Origin of the sequence: Lactobacillus sp. ESL0791 (genome assembly GCF_029433255.1) — a bacterium.
In the GTDB taxonomy this organism is placed as follows: domain Bacteria; phylum Bacillota; class Bacilli; order Lactobacillales; family Lactobacillaceae; genus Lactobacillus.
Map to the genome: position 1 here is coordinate 1340502 of NZ_JAQTHU010000001.1, position 22899 is coordinate 1363400.

The 22899-nt window shown below is 41.9% G+C and carries 26 protein-coding genes and 1 pseudogene; 3 read left to right on the plus strand and 24 right to left on the minus strand.

Features of this window, described 5'->3' with window-relative positions; translation table 11 throughout:
• Positions 1 to 6 precede the first annotated feature (6 nt).
• The 8 genes from rseP to PT285_RS06690 all read right to left on the minus strand — a co-directional run bounded on the left by rseP (position 7) and on the right by PT285_RS06690 (position 7103).
• On the minus strand, positions 7 to 1263 hold the full coding sequence (gene rseP, locus PT285_RS06655) for an RIP metalloprotease RseP (RefSeq protein ID WP_277148935.1): 1257 nt from the start codon (positions 1261 to 1263) through the stop codon (positions 7 to 9).
• A gap of 10 nt (positions 1264 to 1273) precedes the next feature.
• The gene (locus PT285_RS06660) at positions 1274 to 2071 is read right to left on the minus strand and encodes a phosphatidate cytidylyltransferase (protein ID WP_277148937.1); all 798 of its coding nucleotides are present in this window, start codon (positions 2069 to 2071) and stop codon (positions 1274 to 1276) included.
• An 8-nt stretch (positions 2072 to 2079) separates the two neighbouring features.
• The gene (locus PT285_RS06665) at positions 2080 to 2808 is read right to left on the minus strand and encodes an isoprenyl transferase (RefSeq protein WP_277148939.1); all 729 of its coding nucleotides are present in this window, start codon (positions 2806 to 2808) and stop codon (positions 2080 to 2082) included.
• Positions 2809 to 2811: 3 nt separating this feature from the next.
• Positions 2812 to 3369, minus strand: a complete 558-nt coding sequence (frr, locus tag PT285_RS06670; protein ID WP_277148940.1) for a ribosome recycling factor — start codon at positions 3367 to 3369, stop codon at positions 2812 to 2814.
• Positions 3369 to 4094, minus strand: coding sequence for a UMP kinase (gene pyrH, locus PT285_RS06675; RefSeq protein WP_277148942.1), 726 nt, complete (start codon positions 4092 to 4094; stop codon positions 3369 to 3371). Before pyrH ends, frr begins: the two co-directional genes overlap by 1 nt.
• A gap of 121 nt (positions 4095 to 4215) precedes the next feature.
• Positions 4216 to 5091, minus strand: a complete 876-nt coding sequence (gene tsf, locus PT285_RS06680; protein WP_277148944.1) for a translation elongation factor Ts — start codon at positions 5089 to 5091, stop codon at positions 4216 to 4218.
• A 33-nt stretch (positions 5092 to 5124) separates the two neighbouring features.
• Positions 5125 to 5916: a 30S ribosomal protein S2 gene (gene rpsB, locus PT285_RS06685; RefSeq protein ID WP_277148946.1), complete on the minus strand. Its 792-nt coding sequence runs from the start codon at positions 5914 to 5916 to the stop codon at positions 5125 to 5127.
• A gap of 155 nt (positions 5917 to 6071) precedes the next feature.
• Positions 6072 to 7103: a GIY-YIG nuclease family protein gene (locus PT285_RS06690; protein WP_277148948.1), complete on the minus strand. Its 1032-nt coding sequence runs from the start codon at positions 7101 to 7103 to the stop codon at positions 6072 to 6074.
• Between the two features lie 58 nt (positions 7104 to 7161).
• Between PT285_RS06690 and PT285_RS06695 the strand changes: the two genes are divergently transcribed.
• Positions 7162 to 7776 (plus strand): 1-acyl-sn-glycerol-3-phosphate acyltransferase, encoded by a 615-nt coding sequence (locus PT285_RS06695; RefSeq protein WP_277148950.1) that lies wholly within the window; start codon positions 7162 to 7164, stop codon positions 7774 to 7776.
• 108 nt (positions 7777 to 7884) lie between these two features.
• The gene (locus PT285_RS06700) at positions 7885 to 9063 is read left to right on the plus strand and encodes a cyclopropane-fatty-acyl-phospholipid synthase family protein (protein ID WP_277148952.1); all 1179 of its coding nucleotides are present in this window, start codon (positions 7885 to 7887) and stop codon (positions 9061 to 9063) included.
• A gap of 29 nt (positions 9064 to 9092) precedes the next feature.
• On the opposite strand, the gene PT285_RS06705 is transcribed toward PT285_RS06700, so the two are convergent.
• From PT285_RS06705 to PT285_RS06730, 6 genes are all read right to left on the minus strand, one after another.
• Positions 9093 to 9590, minus strand: a complete 498-nt coding sequence (locus PT285_RS06705; RefSeq protein WP_277148954.1) for an NUDIX hydrolase — start codon at positions 9588 to 9590, stop codon at positions 9093 to 9095.
• 76 nt (positions 9591 to 9666) lie between these two features.
• Entirely contained in the window at positions 9667 to 11070 is a 1404-nt protein-coding gene (locus tag PT285_RS06710) for an FAD-binding oxidoreductase (RefSeq protein ID WP_277148956.1), read from the minus strand.
• A 130-nt stretch (positions 11071 to 11200) separates the two neighbouring features.
• A complete protein-coding gene (locus tag PT285_RS06715) occupies positions 11201 to 12991 on the minus strand; it encodes an ABC transporter ATP-binding protein (RefSeq protein ID WP_277148958.1) in 1791 nt (596 codons plus the stop codon).
• The gene (locus PT285_RS06720; protein WP_277150645.1) at positions 12984 to 14750 is read right to left on the minus strand and encodes an ABC transporter ATP-binding protein; all 1767 of its coding nucleotides are present in this window, start codon (positions 14748 to 14750) and stop codon (positions 12984 to 12986) included. Before PT285_RS06720 ends, PT285_RS06715 begins: the two co-directional genes overlap by 8 nt.
• A gap of 78 nt (positions 14751 to 14828) precedes the next feature.
• The gene (locus PT285_RS06725) at positions 14829 to 15044 is read right to left on the minus strand and encodes a YneF family protein (protein ID WP_277148960.1); all 216 of its coding nucleotides are present in this window, start codon (positions 15042 to 15044) and stop codon (positions 14829 to 14831) included.
• Between the two features lie 69 nt (positions 15045 to 15113).
• Positions 15114 to 15362, minus strand: coding sequence for a DUF896 domain-containing protein (locus tag PT285_RS06730; protein WP_277148962.1), 249 nt, complete (start codon positions 15360 to 15362; stop codon positions 15114 to 15116).
• Between the two features lie 147 nt (positions 15363 to 15509).
• Between PT285_RS06730 and lexA the strand changes: the two genes are divergently transcribed.
• On the plus strand, positions 15510 to 16133 hold the full coding sequence (gene lexA / locus PT285_RS06735) for a transcriptional repressor LexA (protein ID WP_277148964.1): 624 nt from the start codon (positions 15510 to 15512) through the stop codon (positions 16131 to 16133).
• Between the two features lie 21 nt (positions 16134 to 16154).
• Here the strand turns inward: lexA and PT285_RS06740 are convergent, their stop codons facing one another.
• The 10 genes and pseudogenes from PT285_RS06740 to PT285_RS06785 form a co-directional block, all read right to left on the minus strand.
• Entirely contained in the window at positions 16155 to 16805 is a 651-nt protein-coding gene (locus tag PT285_RS06740) for a uracil-DNA glycosylase (protein ID WP_277148966.1), read from the minus strand.
• Between the two features lie 178 nt (positions 16806 to 16983).
• Positions 16984 to 17748, minus strand: coding sequence for a nucleoside phosphorylase (locus PT285_RS06745; RefSeq protein ID WP_277148968.1), 765 nt, complete (start codon positions 17746 to 17748; stop codon positions 16984 to 16986).
• Between the two features lie 38 nt (positions 17749 to 17786).
• Positions 17787 to 18545: a nucleoside phosphorylase gene (locus PT285_RS06750; RefSeq protein ID WP_277148970.1), complete on the minus strand. Its 759-nt coding sequence runs from the start codon at positions 18543 to 18545 to the stop codon at positions 17787 to 17789.
• A 179-nt stretch (positions 18546 to 18724) separates the two neighbouring features.
• Complete coding sequence (gene rplS, locus PT285_RS06755) at positions 18725 to 19072, minus strand: 50S ribosomal protein L19 (protein WP_277148972.1); 348 nt, start codon at positions 19070 to 19072, stop codon at positions 18725 to 18727.
• A 116-nt stretch (positions 19073 to 19188) separates the two neighbouring features.
• Positions 19189 to 19908, minus strand: a complete 720-nt coding sequence (gene trmD / locus PT285_RS06760; protein ID WP_277148974.1) for a tRNA (guanosine(37)-N1)-methyltransferase TrmD — start codon at positions 19906 to 19908, stop codon at positions 19189 to 19191.
• Positions 19898 to 20413 (minus strand): ribosome maturation factor RimM, encoded by a 516-nt coding sequence (rimM, locus tag PT285_RS06765; RefSeq protein WP_277148976.1) that lies wholly within the window; start codon positions 20411 to 20413, stop codon positions 19898 to 19900. The genes trmD and rimM overlap by 11 nt, the downstream gene beginning before the upstream one ends.
• A 75-nt stretch (positions 20414 to 20488) precedes the next feature.
• Complete coding sequence (rpsP, locus tag PT285_RS06770; protein ID WP_277148978.1) at positions 20489 to 20761, minus strand: 30S ribosomal protein S16; 273 nt, start codon at positions 20759 to 20761, stop codon at positions 20489 to 20491.
• Between the two features lie 81 nt (positions 20762 to 20842).
• Positions 20843 to 22270 (minus strand): signal recognition particle protein, encoded by a 1428-nt coding sequence (gene ffh, locus PT285_RS06775; RefSeq protein WP_277148980.1) that lies wholly within the window; start codon positions 22268 to 22270, stop codon positions 20843 to 20845.
• A gap of 5 nt (positions 22271 to 22275) precedes the next feature.
• Entirely contained in the window at positions 22276 to 22617 is a 342-nt protein-coding gene (gene ylxM / locus PT285_RS06780; protein WP_277148982.1) for a YlxM family DNA-binding protein, read from the minus strand.
• Positions 22618 to 22786: 169 nt separating this feature from the next.
• Positions 22787 to 22873: pseudogene (locus PT285_RS06785) on the minus strand (C69 family dipeptidase); the annotation flags it as partial.
• Positions 22874 to 22899 lie beyond the last annotated feature (26 nt).

Genomic DNA, 22899 nt, shown 5'->3' on the forward strand with positions numbered 1-22899 from the left:
TAAAATTTATTTAATAAAGTAGCGGTAAATATCATTACCGGTTACAGCAATAATTAAAATCAACAACAGACCGAAGCCAACCAGTTCAACAATGGCTTCATGATTTTGTGAAATTGGCTTTCCTCTGACTAACTGGATCAAGTTGAGCAGCAGCTTTCCACCGTCTAATCCCGGGATCGGAATTAGATTGACAATTCCCAAATTAATCGAGATCATCGCTAAAAAGGCTAGGATATAGGAAAAGCCCATCTGTGACACCTGCGAAGTTTCCGAATAAATTCCAACCGGTCCAGACAGCTTATTCAGGCTAAAGTGCCTAAATAAACCGCCAACAGCAGAAAAAATCATTCCAGTGGTTGAAACGGCAGTATCCCAGCCGCGCTTAAACTTACCGGCAACACTTTCATCGGTTTTCGCCTGAATTCCAATTTGGTAGACAATCTCTTCACCGGCCATCTTTGCCTGAGGCTTAACACTAAGCGTTCGCTGTTGTTTGTCTTGTTCAACCTTGATTTTCAGAATTTTACCCTTACTTTGATCAATTTGCGTTGACACAGCAAGAAAGCTGTCTGTCTTGTGCCCATTTATTGCAACCAGCCGGTCGCCCGGTTTAATCTGGGCTGTTTGTGCCGGCGAACCGGGCTCTACCTTGGCAATGGTTGTCGTCGCCGGACCCGGAACAGTATAGGTCCACAGCAAGAACACGACAAAGCCTAAAATAATATTCATCAGCGGACCTGCAAGATTGGTTGCCAATTTCTGCCAAATATTGGCATTTTGAAACTGTGTGTCCCGCGGCGCAATAATTAATTCTGTCTTATCTTTACCGATAATTGTTGCATCATGATTAACCCGATACGTAATTTTCTTAGTTTCATCACCATTTTCGTAGCCGGTAATCGTTAATGAATCGACCAAATCAGCAGCAATGACTTGAACAGGAATGCCTTCAATCGGCATTTCGGATTCTGACGCATCAATTCGGACAACTTCATTTTGCTGGTTTAGCTGCAGAATCACTGTCGTTCCCGGATCGATTTGACTTTCTTCGTCACCGCTTGCCAAACGAACATAGCCGCCTAATGGCAGCCAGCGAATTGTATAAGTAGTCGGATTGCGCCTAATTTGTAACAGCTTAGGCCCCATACCAATGGAAAATTCGCGAACAAGGATTCCCGATTTTTTTGCCACAATAAAATGCCCAAATTCATGGACAAAAACCAGTATACCAAAGACAACTAAAAAGATTAGGATTCCCTTCACTAAACTTCTCCTAGTGTATTATTCCCAGTAATGCCGCAACAACCGGCAATACAAACAACATGCTGTCAAAACGATCTAAAATACCGCCGTGTCCCGGCAAAATTTTGCCGGAATCCTTGACATTATAAAAGCGTTTATAAGCAGACTCAACTAAATCGCCCATTTGACCAACAATTGACAGGAAAAAGGCAGCGATAATCATTTGGACTTGAGGATAGCCAACTTTGACAAAGTAAACATAGACCGCCGCACAAATCACCGCTAACACCGTTCCACCAATTGAACCTTCCCAGGTTTTGTTGGGACTAATTACCGGCCACAGCTTATGTTTGCCGATCTTACGACCAATCATGTAAGCACCGGTATCGGTCAGCCACACAACTACAAACACGTAGCAAAGAAGGGCCAAGCCATTAGCGCCATTTCTAATGGCGGCCATGTAGTGAAAACCGGTGCCAATATAAAGTGAACCCAAGGTATAAACACCAACATCGTCAAAGGTCGTTTTATTTTTAGACAAAACCGTCCAAGTCAGCATTAGCATGATTAATGCAAAATAAACACCAAACTTGGTCCAGTGCCATGGCATCCCCTTGAAGAAACTATCGGGAACCGCCCACGTAATCGTTGCAAGCAATGCTAAAACAAAATTTAATGAAACCAAGATTTGTTTTTTCATCAAAAAGATTTCACTGATACCCACAGCAGCAAAAGCTACTGTCAGCCAGTCCATCCAGAGTCCGCCTGCAATTACAATCGGAATAAATAAAATTAAGGCAACCACTGCCGTAATAACACGTTGTTTCATACCATTACCTAACTATCTGATTCATCAACTTTGCCAAACCGCCGGTGTCGCTTAGCAAAATTTCCTACAAAGCCTTGCAAATCTTTTTCATTGAAATCCGGCCAATATTTTTCACTAAATGCCAGCTCGGAATAAGCCAGTTGCCAAAGAAGAAAATTCGACAGCCGCTGTTCACCCGATGTCCGAATCAACAGATCGGGATCACGGTATTGCCCAAAATTAGCCGTCATCAAGCGGTCAGAAATCATTTCTTCAGTGATTTCCTGGCTCGTTATGCTGCCGCTTTCAATCATCCCGCCAAGTTCTTTCATGGCCGACGTGATTTCCTTGCGCGCACCATAGTTAAATGCAAAATTCAGCACCAAACCGGTATTATCTGCGGTCTCCCGCATGGCCCGCTGAACCACATCATAGGTTTTCTTGGGCAGATCATTTAAATAACCCATAATGTTTACTTTAACATTATTTTTCATTAAACTTGGCATAAATTTGTCAAAAAAACGTACCGGTAGATTCATTAAATATGCCACTTCTTCTTTGGGGCGTGCCCAATTTTCCGTTGAAAAAGCATAAAGGCTCAATACTTTTACGCCAAGTTTATCGGCAGCCAGCGCAATCGTTTCAACATTATTCATTCCGGCATAATGACCGGCGACACGGGGCTGCTTGCGCGCTTTTGCCCAGCGCCCATTGCCGTCCATGATAATCGCTAAATGATTTAATTGGTTTTTTCCCATAAATTAGCCTTGTGTGATCTCTTTGCGCTTAGTGTCGGCAAGCTCATCGATTTTTTTCGTTGCATTATCAGTGGCTTTTTGGACCTGTTTTTCTAAATTGCGCTGCTCGTCTTCCGTAATTTCGTCATCTTTTTCTTGCTTTTTGAGACTGTTCATTGCATCCCGGCGAACATTTCTGACAGCAATTTTGGCTTCTTCGGCTGACTTGTTAACTTCCTTAGCAATCTCCTGTCTTCTTTCCCCAGTTAATTGCGGAATTACCAATCTGATTACCTTGCCGTCATTTGCCGGGGTTAGTCCCAGATTAGATGCCAAAAGAGCATGCTCAATTTCATCAAGACTATTTTGGTCATACGGTGTAATCAGCAGGACCCGTGGTTCGGGAATTGTCACACTCGACATTTGCGTCAGCGGCGTCGGTGCACCGTAATAGTCCACCTTAACTCCTTCAAGAATTGCAGCATTTGCTACACCAGCACGGATTGAACCCAGATTTTTTTGGTAAACTTCAATCGATTTTTCCATATTTGTCTTGGTATTTTTTATTGTCTCGTTATCCATTATTTCCCTCCTTCAATAACTGTTCCAATATTTTCGCCCATTACTACTTTTTTAATATTGCCTTCAGTGTTGACATTAAAAACAATCAGCGGAATATTTGTGTCCATCGACAAAGAACTAGCCGTTCGGTCCATCACCTTTAGGTTCTTGGCAATGATGTCAAGCTGGGTCAATTCGGTATACTTCTTTGCGTGCGGATCAATCTTCGGATCGGCGGTATAAACGCCATCAACGCCATTTTTAGCCATCAAAATTACGTCTGCACCGATCTCCGCTGCCCGTAAAGCAGCAGTCGTATCCGTTGAAAAATACGGATTGCCCGTGCCGCCGCCCATGATGACTACACGGCCCTTTTCCAGGTGACGAATTGCCTTTCTTCTGATATAAGGCTCGGCAATCTGCCGCATTTCAATTGACGTCTGCAATCTTGTCGGCACACCGACATGCTCAAGCCCATCTTGCAGTGCAAGACCGTTCATAATGGTAGCAAGCATTCCCATATAGTCAGCCTGCGAGCGTTCCATACCCAGCTTTTCGCCTGTTTCACCGCGCCACATGTTGCCGCCGCCGCAGACAATACCAATCTGCACGCCCAACTCGTGCACCGATTTAATTTCTTCCGCCAAATGACCGATCACCGTGGGGTTAATGCCACTGCCATTGTCACCGGCCAGTGCCTCACCCGATATTTTTAAAATAATGCGTTTATATTTAACCTGAGTCATTGCGACCTCCTACTAATTGCTCTAATTATTCTAACATATAACAGACTTGGTGTCCGCCAGTTAATTATTAAGAAGACAATAAAAAAGAGGAGAATGCACTCCTCTTTTTTGCTTCAGCAAATTATTTCATTTGTTCTTTCACTTCAGCAGCAAAATCTTCCTGCTTCTTTTCAATACCTTCACCAACCTCATAGCGGGTATAAGCAACAACTTCGCCGCCTTCTGACTTAGCGTATTCGGCGACAGACATGTCAGAATCCTTAACGTAAGGTTGGTCAACCAAACAAATTTCACTTAAGTATTTGTTTACCCGACCTTCAACGATCTTCGGAATAATCTTTGCTGGCTTGCCTTCATTTTCAGTTTCCTTAGTGAAGACTTCCTTTTGCCTGTCAAAATCAGCCTTCGGTACAGAATCTTTATTTAAGTATTCCGGATTAATTGCAGCAACATGCATCGCAATATTCTTGGCTGCTTCTTCATTGCCGCCCTTTAAGGTAACCAAGGCAATAATAGCACCGCCGTTATGCTTGTATGCACCAAAGACTTCATCGTCAGACTTGGTAATAATATTAAATCTTCTTAAAGTGATTTTTTCACCGATAACGGCAGTTAAGTTGGTGATCTCCTCGCCAATGGTTGAAGTGCCCATTGGTGCCTTCAATGCTTCTTCAACATTTGCCGGCTTAGCAGCAAGAATTGCTTTAGTCACATCGTCAACTAATTTGATAAACTTGTCGTTTGATGAAACAAAGTCCGTTTCTGAATTGATTTCAACAATCGCAGCGGCATTACCGTCAATTGCATATTCAGCTAAACCTTCGGCAGCAATCCGGCCGCTCTTCTTAGCAGCCTTAGCCACACCGTTCTCACGCAAAATATCAATTGCTTTTTCGATGTTTCCTTCAGCCTTAACCAAAGCTTTTTTGGAATCCATCATGCCAGCACCAGTACGATCACGTAACTCTTTAACTTGCTTAGCAGTAATTTGTACCATTAATGTGTCCCTCCATTAGAACAATAGTAAAAACTAGTCTTCGTCAGCTTCTTTTTCTTGATCGTCAGCTGCAGCAGAAACGTCTTCAATATCTTCTACAGTGCCATCTGACATTTCAACTTCAACGCTTTCCTTGTCGTCTTGACCTTGTTTGCCTTCGATTACAGCATCAGCCATCGCACCAGCAATCAGGCGGATAGCACGAATAGCATCATCATTTGCCGGGATAACAACGTCAACTGGGTCTGGGTCAGTGTTGGTATCAACCATGGCTACAACCGGGATTCCCAGAATATTTGCTTCGTGAACCGCAATCTTTTCTTTCTTAGGGTCAACAACAAACAAGACATCAGGAATTCTTGGCATATCTTCAATACCGCCTAAGAACTTTTCCAGCTTGTCCTTTTCTTTAGTCAAAAGTGAGGCTTCCTTCTTAGGCAATACATCGAAAGTACCGTCTTCTGCCATCTTCTTTAAATCTTTTAATCTTTGTACTCGGCTTTGGATTGTCTTCCAGTTAGTCAAAGTACCACCTAACCAGCGTTGGTTAACGTAGTATTGACCAGCACGAGTTGCTTCTTCAGCAATTGAGTCTTGAGCTTGTTTCTTGGTACCAACAAATAAGATAACTCCACCATCTTGTGCAACGGCTCTAACAAAAGCGTAAGCGTCATCCAACATTTTAATTGTCTTTTGCAGATCAATAATGTAAATTCCGTTTCTTTGCGTAAAAATGTAAGGAGCCATCTTTGGGTCCCATCTTCTAGTTTGGTGACCAAAATGGACACCGGCTTCAAGCAATTGCTTCATTGTAACAACTGACATATTAAATCCTCCTATGGTTTTAATCCGCTCAAGCGGTCATTTCAATGTTCGACCTTATATTGGCACCATAACATTGATCGCCCTTGATGTGTTTTACATATATGCTACTTATGCATACCTAAAAATAATACTAGATTTAAGCGTAAGATGCAAGGTTAAAAACTAATCCCCTGTGCTTTTAAAAAATCTTCTTTCCATTCGCGTGAATGGTGTTTGAACCAGTATTCACGTTTCAAGGCCAAATTCTTGTTTGTGAACTCCTCGTGGTAAATCATTTTAACCGGCCGCCTGGTTTTAGTATATTTTGCACCCTTACCGCTGTTGTGCATCTTTAACCGGTGTTTAAGATCTGTCGTAAACCCACCATAAAAGCTGCCGTCTTGACACAAAAGGACATAAAAATAATATTTTGCACCCTCATCATGTATCTTTTTAGCTTTTGGGCTTTCACGGATAACTTCTTGAATTGCTGGCAGATATTCACCATCTGCGTCATGGACAACAATCGCATCACGCAAAACCAAGCCGTCCCCCGCCGTGTGTTTAACCGCCTCAATAATAATCAGATTGCTGTCATCACCGCGGTGCGAAACGTATGGCTGAACCATTTTGATACTCAAGTCATGCTTAAGGCAATAATAGGCAATTTCACCCAACCGCTCCGGGCGGTGGACCATGAACAGCTTGCCCTTCATCTTTAACAAGCCGCTGGCTACTTCAATAATTTTTTCTAGGTTAATCAGCAACTCATGCCTAGCAATTGCTTTTTTACGGTCAGGGTTTACTTCGTGTCCCTGAGGCACTTTAAAATATGGCGGGTTGACCACAACCTCATCATAAGAATCCTTTTGTAAAAATTGCCCCGCATCCTTAACGTTTTTTTGATAAATCGTAATCCGGTTCTCCATCTGATTCAAAGCAACCGAACGTCGCGCCTGTGAGGCCACTTCTTCCTGAATTTCCACGGCATCATATTTGGCATTATTAAAATAAGCCATGTAAATACTGGCAGCCGCATTACCAGCGCAAAGATCTGCCACCTTGTCATGCTCGTGTATTTTCGCCTTTGCCTGAGCAGCTAACAGCAATGTATCAAGCGAAAAACTAAAGGCATCTTTATCCTGAATTATTTTCAAATTATCGCTATACATGTAATCAACGCGTTCATTTTCCGCAAGTTTTACCATAAAAATTTTATCCTCTCACTCAGCTTTGCTATAATATTTTACAATAAAGGAGGCAATTATGTTTTATCACTTTATCAGGCCGGTGGCGCGCTTTGTCATCTGGCTGCTTAACGGGCATCTGCATGTTTACCACAAGGAGCGCCTGCCCAAGGGCAATTATATTATGGCAGCTCCGCACCGGACATGGTGGGAACCGATCCTTTTTGCCCTGGCCGCCAGTCCAACGGAATTTATGTTTATGGCCAAAATTGAGCTGTTTAAGAACCCAATTTTACGTTTTATCTTAAAGCACGCTCATGCTTTCGAAGTTGACCGTAAGCATCCCGGCCCTTCCGTGTTAAAAATTCCGGTAAAGGGGTTGAAGCAGGGAAAATTGTCACTAATTATTTTCCCATCAGGAACCAGACATTCCGACGATTTAAAAGGCGGAACTGCCCTGATTGCCAAACTTTCTGGCAAACCCATCGTCCCGGTTGTTTACCAGGGGCCCCTCACCTTTAAGGGATTATTAAAACGGCAGGTAATGGATGTTTGCTTTGGCGATCCTATTTATGTTGACCACAAATTAAAGTTAAACCACGAAACTGAGGCCAAAATCGACCAGCAAATGAAAAATGCCTGGGCGAAAATTGACTATGAACATAATCCCAACTTTCATTACGTTGCTGAATAAACTCGAACCGACTATTTGGTTCGGTTTTTTCTTAACCCATTTTTTTATTAAAATGCGCAAGTGGTGTTAAAATAATTTAATAGCTTTATTAGTTTGGAGGGAAATTAATTGTTAGAAAAAACATTTTACAAATCAATGCTCAGTAAATCTTTTCCTTTTCCCGTAAAAGTAACATACTGGGACGGTAAAAGCGTGATTTACGGTAACGGTAAGCCGGACATCGAAATAATTTTTAATGATAAAATTCCAATTTCCAGCATTACCCAGAATGCTTCACTGGCACTAGGCGAGGCTTACATGGACAAGAAAATTGAAATCAAGGGCAGCATTCAAAAATTGATTTGGGGAGCTTACGAAAGTACAGACAGTTTCTTGCGCGCAGGCAAATTCCGCAAATTTTTACCAGCACAAAAGCATACCGAAGAGCAGAGTGAAAAAGACGTGCAGAGCCATTATGATATCGGCAACGACTTTTACAAGTTATGGCTAGACCCAACCTTAACTTATTCTTGTGCCTACTTTACGGATGATAATCCCGATGACCTTGAACAAGCCCAGATTGCGAAAATTCACCATATTCTCAATAAGCTGCATCCGCAAAAAGGCAAGACCCTGCTTGACATCGGCTGCGGTTGGGGCACCTTGATGCTAACGGCAGCCAAAGAGTATGGCCTCAAGGTCACGGGGGTTACCTTGAGTGAAGAGCAATATAAGTTAGTCCAAAAAAAGATTTTTGACCAAAACCTGCAGGATGTGGCGGAAGTTAAATTAGAAGATTACCGCGAATTAGGTGATAAACAGTGGGATTACGTGACTTCCGTGGGCATGTTTGAGCACGTCGGCAAGGAGAACCTGGGACAATATTTTGCCGATGTTGCCAAATACCTTAAAAAAGACGGTACCGCATTAATTCACGGTATTACCAGACAGCAAGGCGGTGCCAGCAATGCCTGGCTCAATAAGTATATTTTCCCGGGCGGCTACATTCCCGGTCTTGAAGAAAATATCAACCATATCATTGCCAACAATTTGCAAGTAGATGACCTTGAAATGTTAAGGCGGCATTACCAGCGAACATTGGAGATTTGGGATAAAAACTTTAACCATGAACGAGATAAAATTCAGCAGATGATGGGCGAACGCTTCACCCGAATGTGGGACCTTTATTTACAGGCTTGTGCTGCCTCATTTGAATCAGGCAATATTGATGTTGTGCAATACCTAATCACTAAAGGCCCATCGGGAACTGATCTGCCAATGACAAGAAAATATATGCTTGCTAAGTAAAAAAGTGCGGTTGGCCGCACTTTTTTTGTTTAAAACATCGGTTTTTGCAGGACATTCCATTCTTGGTAAGTTTGGTCCTGCAGAGAAAACTTTTGTGTCAAAAGATATTCTTTAGCTTTTAACACTAACGGAGAGGAATTAGAAAGATTTAAATCAGCTAGTGAGAGTTCAACTGCTCCCAAGGAATCTTGACCTGAGAATTGCCTTGCTGTTTCCTCAATTGTTCCTAAAGTTTTTGTTACCAAATAAAAGACAGCTATATGCTGATTGAAGTGCCACTGTTTGTAGTCCCACGGATAACGAAAAGAAGTCGTTCCCAGCTGCGTTAGAGAAGTTGCTGTCAACCCCGTTTCCTCTTTAAATTCTCTTACAATTGCTTTAGCCAATTCTTCACCATCTTCAAGGCTGCCACCGGGCAAATCGAAACGATTAGTATACGGGCCGCCATGTTTCTTAATGACGACCAAACCTTTTTGAGTAGTCAAGATCCCATAGACGCCAAAAGCACGATGAAATTTTTCTGTCATTTTTCCTACCTCACACTACAACAAAAGACACGGACCATTTATAAAATCCGTGTCTTATTTATTTTACCAACACTCTTTATTTCAAAGTAAAAATCTTCCCTGGATTCAAGATATGGTTTGGATCAAACAGGGCTTTAACCTTACGTAAAAGCTCAGTATAATCTTTACTGTAAAAGTCCTCAAACTTATCAGCACGGGCATAGCCTATACCGTGCTCACCTGACATATTGCCGTCAAGTGATTTAGCAGTTTTGTATAACTCATTGATTACCTGATCACTCTTTTGGGCATATTCTTCGTCACCCATTTGGTCAGAACAGAGGTAAATATGCAAGTTGCCGTCACCCGCATGACCAAAGTTAGGAATCCGCATTCCAACTTCCTGCTCCAATTCTTCAATTCGGTCCAAGACAACTGGGATGTGGTTAATTGGCACACAGACATCAACCTCATCCATCTTTGGTGTTGACTTTTGAATTGCCAGCAGCAGTGCTTCCCGGCAAGCCCAAATTTTCTTTGCTTCGGGATCATCGACTCCAAGTACAACTGCCTTTTCTGCTTTAAATGGTTTAACCGCAGCCAGTGCTTGTTTCAATTCTTCCTGCAATTCTTCATCAGTAAATGCATCAAGACCCAAAATAATAAAACCATCGCCCGACTTGATTGGAAAAGTATCAGCAGCATATTTTTCCCATAAATTAATCACCTTGCGGCCCATAAACTCAACCGTTGTCGGTACAACACCGGAAGCCAAAATTGCCGGTACCGACTTAATTGCATCGTTAAGAGTTGGATAAGGAATAATGGCGTTAATAGCTTTCTTAGGCCGTGGATACAAGCGAACCGTAATTTCGGTGATCACTCCCAGCGTTCCTTCGGAACCAACGATTAAATCGCGCAAAGAATAGCCAGAAGAAGACTTGACCGCCTTACTGCCGAATTTATAAAGTTTGCCGTCAGTTAAAACAACCTTTAGCTCACGAATATGTTCCCTTGTTACACCGTACTTGATTGCCTTCAGGCCGCCAGCATTGGTTGAAGCGTTACCACCGATTGTTGCCCAGTGCATCGCCGGTGCCGGCATATAAGTAAACGGTTTGTCGGCCAAATATTCTTCAATGTCTTTTAAGCGCATCCCAGCCTGTACGGTCATCGTTAAACTATCCGGATCATATTCCAAAAGCTTGTTCATTTTGACCATATCAAGGGAAATCCCTCCTTCAACTGTCAGGTTGGCACCCATTAAGCCCGTAGAGTTTCCCCGCGGTACCAGTGGAATTTTATGATCATTAGCATATTTAACAACTTTCTCTACTTCCTCATTTGTAACCGGCTGGATGACTAAATCCGGCATTGCCCGCACTGTCTTAAACTGGTCATGATCCCAGTGTTCAATCGGCTGCGAAATAAACCGCTCCGGTTCAGAAATAAAAGAACGTAGATTGGTTAAATCCTCTTGATTGAGTTTATGATACTCCATAAAATGTCTCTCCTTTTTTACTTACTATGTAATTTAATTTAGCCTATTATGTAATCGCCGTCAACATAACTAGGTTATTTTTTATAGCAAAATAAAAAGAACAGTTCTTGATAGTTCTGCTCTTCTTTCTTTATTTATGGGTATTCTGCAGCATATAAAGATTGTAATAATAACCTTTTTGTGCCAACAGCTGTTCGTGGTTGCCCTGTTCAATTATACGACCGTTGTCAAGGACAATAATGTTATCCGCATCAACAATTGTTGAAAGCCGGTGCGCAATTGCTAAAGTCGTTCGTCCCTTACGTAAATTCTTTAGGCCCTGCTGAATTAGAGTTTCAGTTTCCGTATCCACGTTGGCCGTCGCCTCATCTAAAACCAAAATTTTGGGATCAGTAACAATCGTCCGGGCAAACGAAATCAGCTGTCGCTGACCTTGACTTAGTTCACTGCCTCCTTCGCCAACCTTAGCGTGATACTTCCCGGGCATTTTTTCAATAAAACTATCAGCTTGGACAGTTTCTGCAGCCCTCTTAATTTGCTCATCGGTAATGTCATTATTGTATAACCGGATATTAGAACTAATATCGCCATAAAACATAAAGGGATCCTGCAGAACTAGGCCTAATTTATGGCGTAATTCTTCTTTGGGATATTTTTTGATATCAACACCATCAATTAAAATTTCGCCCTGATAAAATTCATAAAAACGCATCATGACATTAATAATTGAACTTTTGCCCGAGCCGGTATGGCCGACAATCCCCAGCGTTTCGCCTGGATTAACGGTAAAAGAAATATCATGCAGAATCTCATTTTTGCCATCATAGGAAAAACTGACATGTTTAAATTCAATTTTTCCCTTGGCAATCGTCAAGCCAGCTTGTTCTTCCTGCTTGGGCTCATAATTTTCATTGTCCAAAATCCGAAAAATTCTTTTACCAGCAACAATCCCGTCCTGAAACAGCGTCATCTGATCCATCATCGATGAGATTGGATTAAAAAACTGTGAGATATACTGTGAAAAAGCATAAACGACACCTGCGGGAACGAAAGTTGCCCGCAGCGGAAATCCAAAATACATCAAAGAAATCGCTAGTGCTAAGGAGTATAGCAAACTCGTTAATGGTGACAGCAAAGTCGAATTAAGGTTGATCATGCTAAAACGGTTCTCCATCAAGGCCCGATTTTCATTTTCAAAGATACCAGTCATCCGCTTTTCCTGTTTAAATTGCTGAATCAAAGAAATTCCTTCAATTGATTCATTTAAGTTGGTATTAATCCGGCTCAGGCGCTCACGGTAACTACGGTACAACCGCGAACTGCGCTTGGAATACTGCCAAATAATAAACAACAGAAGTGGCAAAAACGCTAAAACCAGAAAACCTGCAACGACATTCGTGGAAAACATCGCTGTCAGCGCCGAAGCAATGGAGAAAAATGACATCACAACACTGGACAAAACTGCCAAGAAATTACTCAGCGTCATCGTGTCGTTGGTTACCCGCGAAACAATTGAACCGGCAGGTGTCTGGTCAAAGTAGCGCATCCCTAAAGTATGAAGTTTTTTGTAAAGTGCTTTTCGGACACTCTCAAGCGACTTTTCCGAACCCAATGCGAAAAAATACTCATAGGTAAACTGTAAAATGCCTTTGACTAACGCCCCAAAAGCATATAAACAACCAGCAAAAATAATGATCTGCACAGGCACACTTTGCTTAACCAAGTATTTATCTAAAAAATACTGCAGGCCAAACGGCAGTAGCATATTAATGATGCTGACAATTAGCGCACCAACGCCCGCAATAATCATTTCATTCTTAAAACGCCAAACAAAATGCAACAAGCGTTTAAAAATGTTCAGTTGTTCCTTAACCGGTATTTCCTTCGACCAGATAGATTCATTGCTGCTTTCATTATCCATTAGTGTGTTCACCCACTTTCTCTTCTAGTTCCTGTCTGCGCCACATCTCGGCATACCAACCATTATCAGCCAGCAAATCCTCATGGTTGCCGCGCTCAACAATCCGGCCATCTTTTAGTACCAAAATCAAATCCGCATTCATTACGGACGTCAATCGGTGCGTAGCAATCAGTGTTGTTTTACCTTGACGCTCTGCACGCAGCGATTTCAAAATTGCCATTTCGGTCCTGGCATCAACCGCAGATAGGGCATCATCCAAAATTAAAATTTGACTTTGCTTTAACAGCGCACGGGCTATCGACATCCGCTGTTTTTGTCCCCCAGACAGCGACACCCCATTTTCGCCAACCAAAGTCCGGTAGCCAGCCGGCATCTGTAAAATATCATTGTGAAGGTCGCTCTTTTTAGCAGCAGAAATAATTTGCGTTTCCGCGGCATCCGCCTTAGAAAAGGCAATATTTTTCTGAATTGATGTCGAAAATAAATAATTATCCTGCGGCACGTAAGAAATCTGCTGCAATAAAACATTCAGCGGAATTTCACGAATATCATGACCATTCAAGGTGATCTGACCATCATACTGGTCAAATTCCCGCAGCAGCAGCTGAATAATTGTGGTTTTACCGGACCCAACTTTTCCTACCAGGCCGAGGGTTTGCCCGCTTTTCAAAGTAAAGGAAATATCCTTTAAAACGATAATGTCCTGTTCATCGGGATAGGCAAACGACTTAACCTGATAATCCAAGTCCCCGCGAATATCATCAGCGGTCAAGCTTTCATCAGCATGACTGTCAGTGATTTGCGGTTTTTCATCCAGCAGTTTTTCCACCCGGTCATAGCTGGCACTGCCCCGTTCAAGAATGTTAAACAGATAACCAATAGCAAACATCGGCCAAACCATGTTGCCGATATAGGCAATAAACGAAACAAGCTGCCCAATTGTTAACACATGACTGGTTACCAATATGCCGCCATAAATAATTGTTATTGTATATGTCAGACCAATAATAATGGTACCTAAGGGATCAAAAAGTGCATCCCACACGAATACTCTTTTGTTGATTTTAATTGTGTCGTCAACCATTTGGTCAAAGGCGGCAGTATCTTCTTTACCCTGGCCAAAAGTCTTAATTACCTTAATTCCTGAAACCGATTCTTGCGTCTTATTGTTCAGCCGTGAAAAGGCTGCCTGCGACTTATCAAACGAATCATGCAGGTGTGTGCCTAACTTCCAGGCTCCCCACGCCAAAAACGGCAGCGGCAAAAGTGCAACCAAGGTCAGGCGCCAATTGACGAAAGCAATCATTGCCACCATTGTTGATACGCCCATTGCAAGCGAATCAACTAGGGTCAAAACCCCCTCTCCAGCAACTTGTTGAATGGCCGAAACGTCGTTAGTTGCGTGTGCCATCAAATCTCCAGTCCGGTGCCGCTGGTAAAAGGTGCGGTCCATCACCATAAAATGACTAAACAATTTCGAACGCAGCTGCCGCTCTAATTCTGCGGCGCCGCCCCATATTTGCTTACGCCAAAAAAAGCGCAATACATATAACAAAACTGCGGCCGCTAAAATCGCCAAGATTAACGCACCGTACTCAGCCCACGATATGTGTCCCGTGTTCAATTGGTCAGCCATTAAGCCAAGAACCCGCGGCGGAACTAAATTCGCAAGCGAAGTCAGTGCTAAGAGAGCTATCCCTGTAATGTAGCGTTTTTTCTCTTTCTTAAAAAACCAACTTAATTTACCAAAAATGCCCATCATTCACCTCTACTTTTCAAAAATAAAAAAGACAAAGAATAATCTTTTGTCTTTTACACTAATCAATTAAAGAAAAAATTATTTCTGATGTTTCATCATGTTCATGACCTGATTAACCTTCTTAGCCGAAGGCTTCTGACCCATTTGTGACATCATTGCAACAATCATATCTTCATTGATTGGGGGATTATCCTTAAAATACTTCTTCATATAAGCTCTTGCGCCATAAAATCCACCAACTAGTCCCACTAACAATGCGACAATAATTAATGTAATTGCTAAACCCAAATTCATAAAAACAAACTCCTCCATAAATCAATAAGTATATATTACCTAAAATTAATTTTATTTTAAAGGCCTAAATCAATCTTTTCGTAAACCTTTTCTTCTCTGCGCCTTTTTAGCCTTTTCGGAGGTGATTTCCTTACCATCTTTTCCGATGATTACCATATCTTCGACGTCTTGCTTAAAGCCAGCCCGGAAATTTTGAATAAACTTTTTCTGTAATTCTTTGCGCTCAGCGGCTTCATCTTCAGTTAAGCCCTCTTTTTCTTTCTTATGGTAAAGTTCATTAATCCGCGCAATCATCTTTTTTTCTTCAGCACTATCCATCGCAATTTCCTTTCGTTTTTACCATAGTCTACCTTATTTGCAAAAATAAAAAAAGTCTGGGCAATTAGAACATTTGTTTGCCAAAGAGCAATATTTTTGTTAAACTAAAGTTAATTAATTTACAGTGAACAGCAACGGAGCAAAATAATGGCGACTAATCATGACTCAAAACAACTAGAAATCTTACAATACATTTACGAAACGGTTGCAGACCGCGGGTTCCCGCCCACAGTCCGGGAGATTTGTGCGGCCGTTAACCTTTCATCAACGTCAACTGTCCACGGGCATTTGGCACGGCTTGAACGTAAGGGGTTAATTCTAAAAGACGCAACTAAACCACGAGCTCTCGAAATCACGGAGGAAGGCAAGAATGCTTTGGGAATAAAACCAAAGGAAATCCCCATCGTCGGTGTAGTCACCGCAGGAGAACCGATTCTTGCAGTTGAAGATATCGAAGATTATTTCCCGCTTCCACCAGATTTAGCTAACGATGCGGGAGATTTGTTTATGCTGAAAATTCATGGAGAAAGCATGGTCAACGCCGGCATTTTAAACGGTGATAACGTGATTGTCAGGAAGCAATCTGCTGCAAGTAACGGAGAAATTGTGGTTGCAATGACAGATGAAAACGAAGCAACGGTTAAACGGTTCTATAAGGAAAAAGGCCACTTCCGGTTGCAGCCGGAAAATGATACGATGGCACCAATTATTTTGACCAGTGTCCACATTCTAGGCAAGGTCGTCGGTTTATACCGCAACAATATCAATTAAGAAAAAGACTAGAGCGCTGCTCTAGTTTTTATTTTGCTTCAAATATGGCTTAATTGCCAACCAATCCTGCTTAACATCATCAGTTATCTTGCGATTATAAAAAATTGCTGCCGGATGATATTCAAGGATGACAGTATATTTTTCTTTTGACCAAACATAGCCGTTTTCTTCTTTATTCAGTTGAAGAATTGGCGTATTTTCGAAAACTTTACCGTGTTCTTTAGAAATAATATGGCCCGGTCCAAGCAACCTTTCTATAGAAGTCCCGCCAAGAGTCACAATCACTTTCGGTTTAACATAATTAATTTCATAATCAACAAACGGTGCGTGTGCCAGAATTTCTTTTTTGGTCGGTTTACGGTTAGGATATTTCACCACTTCTTTATTTTCTTTTTTACTAAAGACATTTTTAACGGAATATGGCCTGCTCCTGACAACACTTGTAATATAGATATCTTCACGACTTAAGCCAATTGAAGCCAGTGACTTCATCAGTTCTTTGCCGGAAGCACCGTGAAAGGGAATGTGGGAGACAATCTCATCCCTTCCTGGTGCTTCGCCAATGATCATCAGTTGGGGATGCTTGGGTCCTTCACCTTCGTTTAGTCCCTCCAGTTTAAAACCTGCTGAACGCTGCTTTACTTTTGCGATTAATTCTCGCGGATATTTCATTTTAATTTACACTTATTCGTTTCTGTAATATTTTTCCACACGTAACCAGAAAGATGATTTCACAAAATTTAATCACAAATTTATAATTAATCGCTGTAACATCAGTGTTTTATATTCAGGCTTGTGAATTTTGTTAAGTTTCACGTTGGTTACACAACTAGTTTTTTCACAAAGTAATCTATATTTGATCCATTATAGCTGCTGCAAGCGCAAGTGCCTGTCCATGTGCATCCCGACCCCAGCCACGATCTTCGTGGCCAGAGGTCGTACTTAACGAATCTGCTGTAAACAAAATCTGCGCAAAGTCGGCATGACGAAACTGAGCACACGCCGCAAGCGCCGCACATTCCATTTCAACACAGGAGGCACCCAGCTTTTTGAACTGGGCAACTTTTTTAGCAGTTTCGCGGAAAAAACCATCTGTTGACCACGTCATTACTTCTTTGACTTTTAATTTGTTCTCAACCATCAATTTTTCAACACTTGTTAAATAATCCGACTGTAAATCAATAATATTGGCTGGCGCTGCATAATGAAATGATGTACCTTCATCCCTGATTGCCTTTGTCGGTACCAAAAAATAATTTTCGGGGATTTTGCTTAATACACCTGCCGAACCGACTGCCAAAATTTGTTGAACACCATAAGAAATAGTCCAATCAAGTAACTGTACTGCGGAGGACGCACCCATTAAAGCTTGACAAAAAGTGATTTTCTCATGTGCAAGCTCAACTTCATAAATTTCTGTTTCACCCATAAAGCATTTGAATATACCGACAACTTGATGCGGATACTGCCTTAAAAAATTTTGAATCGCATCAGTCGTAATAAAGGCAAACAATAGTTTTTTAGGAAAATGGTAATGCAATTTGGCACTTTTATGTCCCGGGTCAAGGACAGCATGCTGATTTGCGTCAAAATCCAATAAAAACGGTTTCTCCATTAAAATTTCCTCAATCCTTATTTTATCAACTTTAACAATCAGATTTTATCTAAAATTGCTGCAGCTAACTCCAGTGCCTGTTCGTGCGCACCCATCCCCCAGCCGCGATCTTCATGCTGTTCGATGTCGCTTAACGAATCAGCTGTAAACAAAATTTGCGCAAACTCTACTTGCCGAAATTGTGTACAAGCTGCCATCGCCGCGCACTCCATTTCAACGCAAGAGGCACCCAGTTTCCGAAACTTTTTAACTTTATTAGCAGTTTCCCGAAAAAAGCCGTCCGTTGTCCAGGTCATGATTTCCTTGACTTTAAAACCCGTTTCAGCCATCAAATGTTCAACTTTCGTTAAAAAATTCGACCTTAAATCAATAAAATCAGCTGGTAAAGCGTAATGAAACGATGTTCCTTCATCCCTGATAGCTTTGGTGGGAACCAGAAAGTAATTTTCGGGAATTGCGGTTATCGCACCTGCCGAGCCAATTGCCAGAATCTGCTTGACACCATAGGAAATCAGCCAGTCTAACAACTGTGTTGCTGCGGCTGCCCCGATTTTTGCTTGACAAAAAGCAATCTTTTCTTGTCCCAATTGAACTTCATAAACCTTGGTTTTACCTTCAAAGCATTCAAAGACCCCAATTTCACAGTAGGGATACTTTTTCAAAAAGGCAGCTATTGCTTCGGGCGTAATAAAGGCAAACAGCAGTTTATCTGGAAAATGATAGTGTAATTCTTCATGGTCCGGCTCAAGCACGGCATTCGGGCTTGCATCAAAATCTAACAAAAATGGCTTATCCATGATCATTCCCCCAAAACATTATTGCTTAATATTTTATCATATTAAACTAGACGATTTAGAGAAAATTTCCAGAAGTAAGCAGCAATGATACAGAAACTATCACATGTTTTTTATGCTTAAATTAATTTTTGTGCAAAAAAAGAGCCGCTGCTCTTGAGCAACAACTCTTAATTAAGTAATTAACGGCGCTTCTCAGCAATTCTTGCTGACTTGCCATGACGATCACGCAAGTAGTAAAGCTTAGCACGACGTACACGACCGTGACGCAATACTTCAACCTTAGCAACCCGAGGATCGTTAACTGGAAAAGTACGTTCAACACCGACACCAGAAGCAATCTTACGAACTGTGTAAGCTGCACCAATACCAGCACCCTTACGCTTAATTACAATTCCCTCGAACATCTGAATACGTTCGTGGGTACCTTCAACAACGCGAACGTGAACACGAACAGTGTCACCTGCACGAAAGTCAGGAATATCGTCACGCAACTGTTCTTTAGTTAATTCTTGAATTAATGGATCCATTTTTTTCTCCCTTTTCGATGTTCTTACACAAACCTTGTCAGCGGAACACCTCTATTACTTTTGTAGTCAAATACTACAATTTATTATTTTAGCAAATAACATCTAGTAGAGCAAGTTTAGTTCTCTTCTTCCTTAATTTCAGCAAGCATTTTTTGTTCCTCAGCGTTCAATTCATAATTTTCCAGCATATCTGGTCGCTGTAAATAGGTTGCACGCAAAGCTTCCTTGTGCCGCCAGTCAGCAATTTTTTGGTGGTTGCCGGAAATCAGCACCGGGGGCACCTTTTCTCCATTAAAATCTTCCGGTCTCGTATATTGTGGATATTCAAGCAATCCATGCGAAAAGCTTTCTTCAACCGGCGAAGCAGCATTGCCCAAGATTCCCGGAAGCAAACGCACCGTCGCATCGATCATGCTCATCGTCGGCAGCTCGCCGCCAGTCAGAACATAATCACCGATTGAGACAACTTCGTCGGCCAAATCGTAAACCCGCTGGTCAAAACCCTCATAATGGCCGCAGATAAAGGTTAGTTCTTCTTCTGTTGACCACTTTTGGGCAAGATTTTGGTTAAATTTATGACCCTGCGGAGCCGTAATAATTACCCGGCCCTTGCTTGGAAGCGAGTCTAGTGCTTTTTTAATCGGCAGAATCTGCAGCACCATTCCGGCACCGCCGCCATACGGTGTATCATCAACATGGTGGTGAACATCACTGGTAAAATCCCGAAAATTCACAAGATTGAGCTGCCATTTGTTATCTTCAAGCCCGCGTCCTAGCATTGAGGTCTGCAGAGGCGTGAACATCTCGGGAAAAAGGGTTAACACATTAATTTTCATCGCGCAGGCCCTCCATCAGCGTTACATAAATTCGTTTATTGGCAACATCAATCTTCTTAACAACGTCAGTAATATACGGAATTAAATATTCATGCCCAGACTTTTCAGTTATCTGCCAGACATCATTCGGTCCCAGCGACTGAATATCGGTAACTTTTCCTAGCTCCTCATTGGTTGCAAAATCCAACACAGTAGAATCTAAAATATCGCGATAATAATATGTCCCAGCCGGCAATTCTTGCTGGTCAATTTCGGCAACCACCAAAGTTTTGCCCCGAAGCTTTTCAGCTTCTTCAATGCTTGTCACTTCTTCAAATTGCACCAGCCAAAATTGTTTAAACGGACGGCTACTGGTAACGGATAATTCGCATTCATGATCATCTTTTAATGCCAACTTAGTTCCTGAAGCAAAGCGCTCATCAGGAAAATCGGTAATGATCTTTACTTTAACCTCACCAGTTAAACCGTGGGTTGTCAAAATTTGCGCAACGTCATAAAATTGCATTTTTTCTCCTTGAAAAATCTGTGTAATAAAAAAGTTTGAAGCTACTTACTTCAAACTCTTAAAGTTACACGCAAATTACTTGCTGTACTTTTCGTCATGCAACTTCTTCATTAAGCCGGCACCTGAAAGAAGTGATCTTACAGTGTCTGAAGGTTGTGCACCCTTCTTAAGCCATTCATAAATCTTGTCTTCGTCAAGCTTTAACTCTTTTGGCTCAGCAACTGGATTGTAGTAACCAACTTCTTCAATAAAACGGCCATCACGTGGCATTCTTGAATCAGCAACAACGATCCGATAAAAAGGTCTTCTCTTGGCACCCATACGACGCATACGAATTTTTACTGACATAAATAATTCCTCCTAATATTTAACGGTATTAACTATAGCACTCTTCGATAGAGCTGTAAAGTGTTTTTACTTAACAGTTAATTAACCACGATAATGCTTGATCTTCATTCGTTTCTTCTTATTCTTCTTAAATTTTTTGCCCATGCGACGCATTGCCATCTTGGCCATCGGTGAATCCATTCCCGGGAGATTGCTCAGTCCCTTCATGTTGCCCTTAGTGACCTTATTCATCATGTCACGCGCCTGCTTAAACTGCTTAATCATGCGGTTGACTTCAACGACCGGGCGGCCGGCACCGGCAGCAATCCGCCTTCTGCGGCTCGGATTAAGCAGCTCTGGATCTTCACGCTCCTTTTCGGTCATTGAAGACACAATTGCCTTAATGTGTAAAATTTCTTTTTTATCAATATTAATATTCTTAAGCTGCGGGTTGTTGGCCATGCCCGGGATCATTTTCATTACCTGGTCAAGCGGCCCCATTTTCTCAACTTGCTCCAGCTGGTCCACAAAGTCATTGAAATCAAAGGTATTTTCCTTCATCTTTTCAGCAACCTTGGCAGCCTTTTCGGCATCATAGTCAGACTGAGCCTTTTCAATCAAAGTGAGCATATCGCCCATACCCAAGATTCTCGAAGCCATCCGATCTGGATGAAAGTCTTCCAGATCAGTTAGCTTTTCACCTTGGCCAGTATAAATAATTGGCTTACCGGTTACAGCTCTGATTGATAGAGCCGCACCACCACGCGTATCACCATCCAGTTTGGTCAAAATAACTCCGGTAATATCGAGTCGCTCGTCAAAGCCCTTGGCAACATCCGTTGCAGCCTGCCCGGTCATTGCATCGACAACCAGCAAAATATTGTCGGGGTTAGCAACCACTTTTACCCGTTCCAATTCCTGCATCAACGGTTCATCGATTTCTAACCGTCCTGCCGTATCGATGATGACATAGTCATTCTTATTCTGCTTTGCCTGCGTCAAACCGTCCTTGACAATCTTGGCTACGTCTTTTTCACCGGTTTCACTAAAAACAGGCACCTTGAGCTGATCACCAATTTGCTTCAACTGGTCAACAGCTGCCGGCCGGTAAATATCTCCGGCAATTAACAGTGGTCGCGCCTTTTCGGTTTCCTGTAAATGATATGCAAGTTTGCCAACCGTTGTAGTTTTACCGGTACCCTGAAGCCCAACCATCATAATGATTGTTGGGATATGCTTTGACTTAATTAAACTAGCAGCCGTTTCCCCCATCATCTTGGTTAATTCATCATTGACGATTTTAATAACCTGCTGACCAGGATTCAGGCTTTCCTGAACTTCTTTTCCAAGTGCTTCCTGCTTAATCGTTTTGATAAAATCCTTGACGACCTTAAAGTTAACATCGGCTTCAAGCAGCGCCAAGCGGATTTCCCGGCTCGCATTATTAATATCTTCTTCAGAAATCTTCCCCTTACCGGTTAAATTTCTAAGTGCCTTTTGAATTCGTTCGCTTAAATTTTCAAAAGCCATTGGGCTTATTCTCCCTTCAACTTCTCTAATAATTCATTTATCTTTACCAAAGCAGGCTCTGTAGCCCCCTGCTTAAGCTTACCGGCAACATGCTCTAGGCTCATTTCCAGTTCGTTATAATCCCTCTGCATGTGGAGTCTAGCTTCATATTTTTTCAAGAGCTTGCTGGAACGCCGCAAGTTATCATAAACTGCCTGCCGTGAAACGCCATGATTAAGAGCAATTTCCCCTAATGAAAGGTCATTATAATAATAATCTTCAAAATAAGACCTCTGGCCCTTGGTTAGCAGCGACCCATAATAGGCATACAGGTCGCCAAGTTGTTCATTCTTAATGAGTTCATCCATTAGCTTGTCACCCAGAACAAGTATAGCAAAAAAATTTACTACTGGCGATTGCATTCGCTCCCGAAGCAAAGTAAAAACAGCCAACTTTTCTTTATTAAAAGGGTTAGCTGTTTTCTATTAAAGATTAGTATCCATGTTAAAGGTCATCTTGGACATGTTAATTGCTTCGATCATCATCTCTGGCAATCATTGTTGAGCCATCAATTGACGCCTTTTTCCCTACCAAAACAGTAGTACAGGCACGATCTTTTTGCATAGTTTCTCCTTTGCATTCTTTTATTA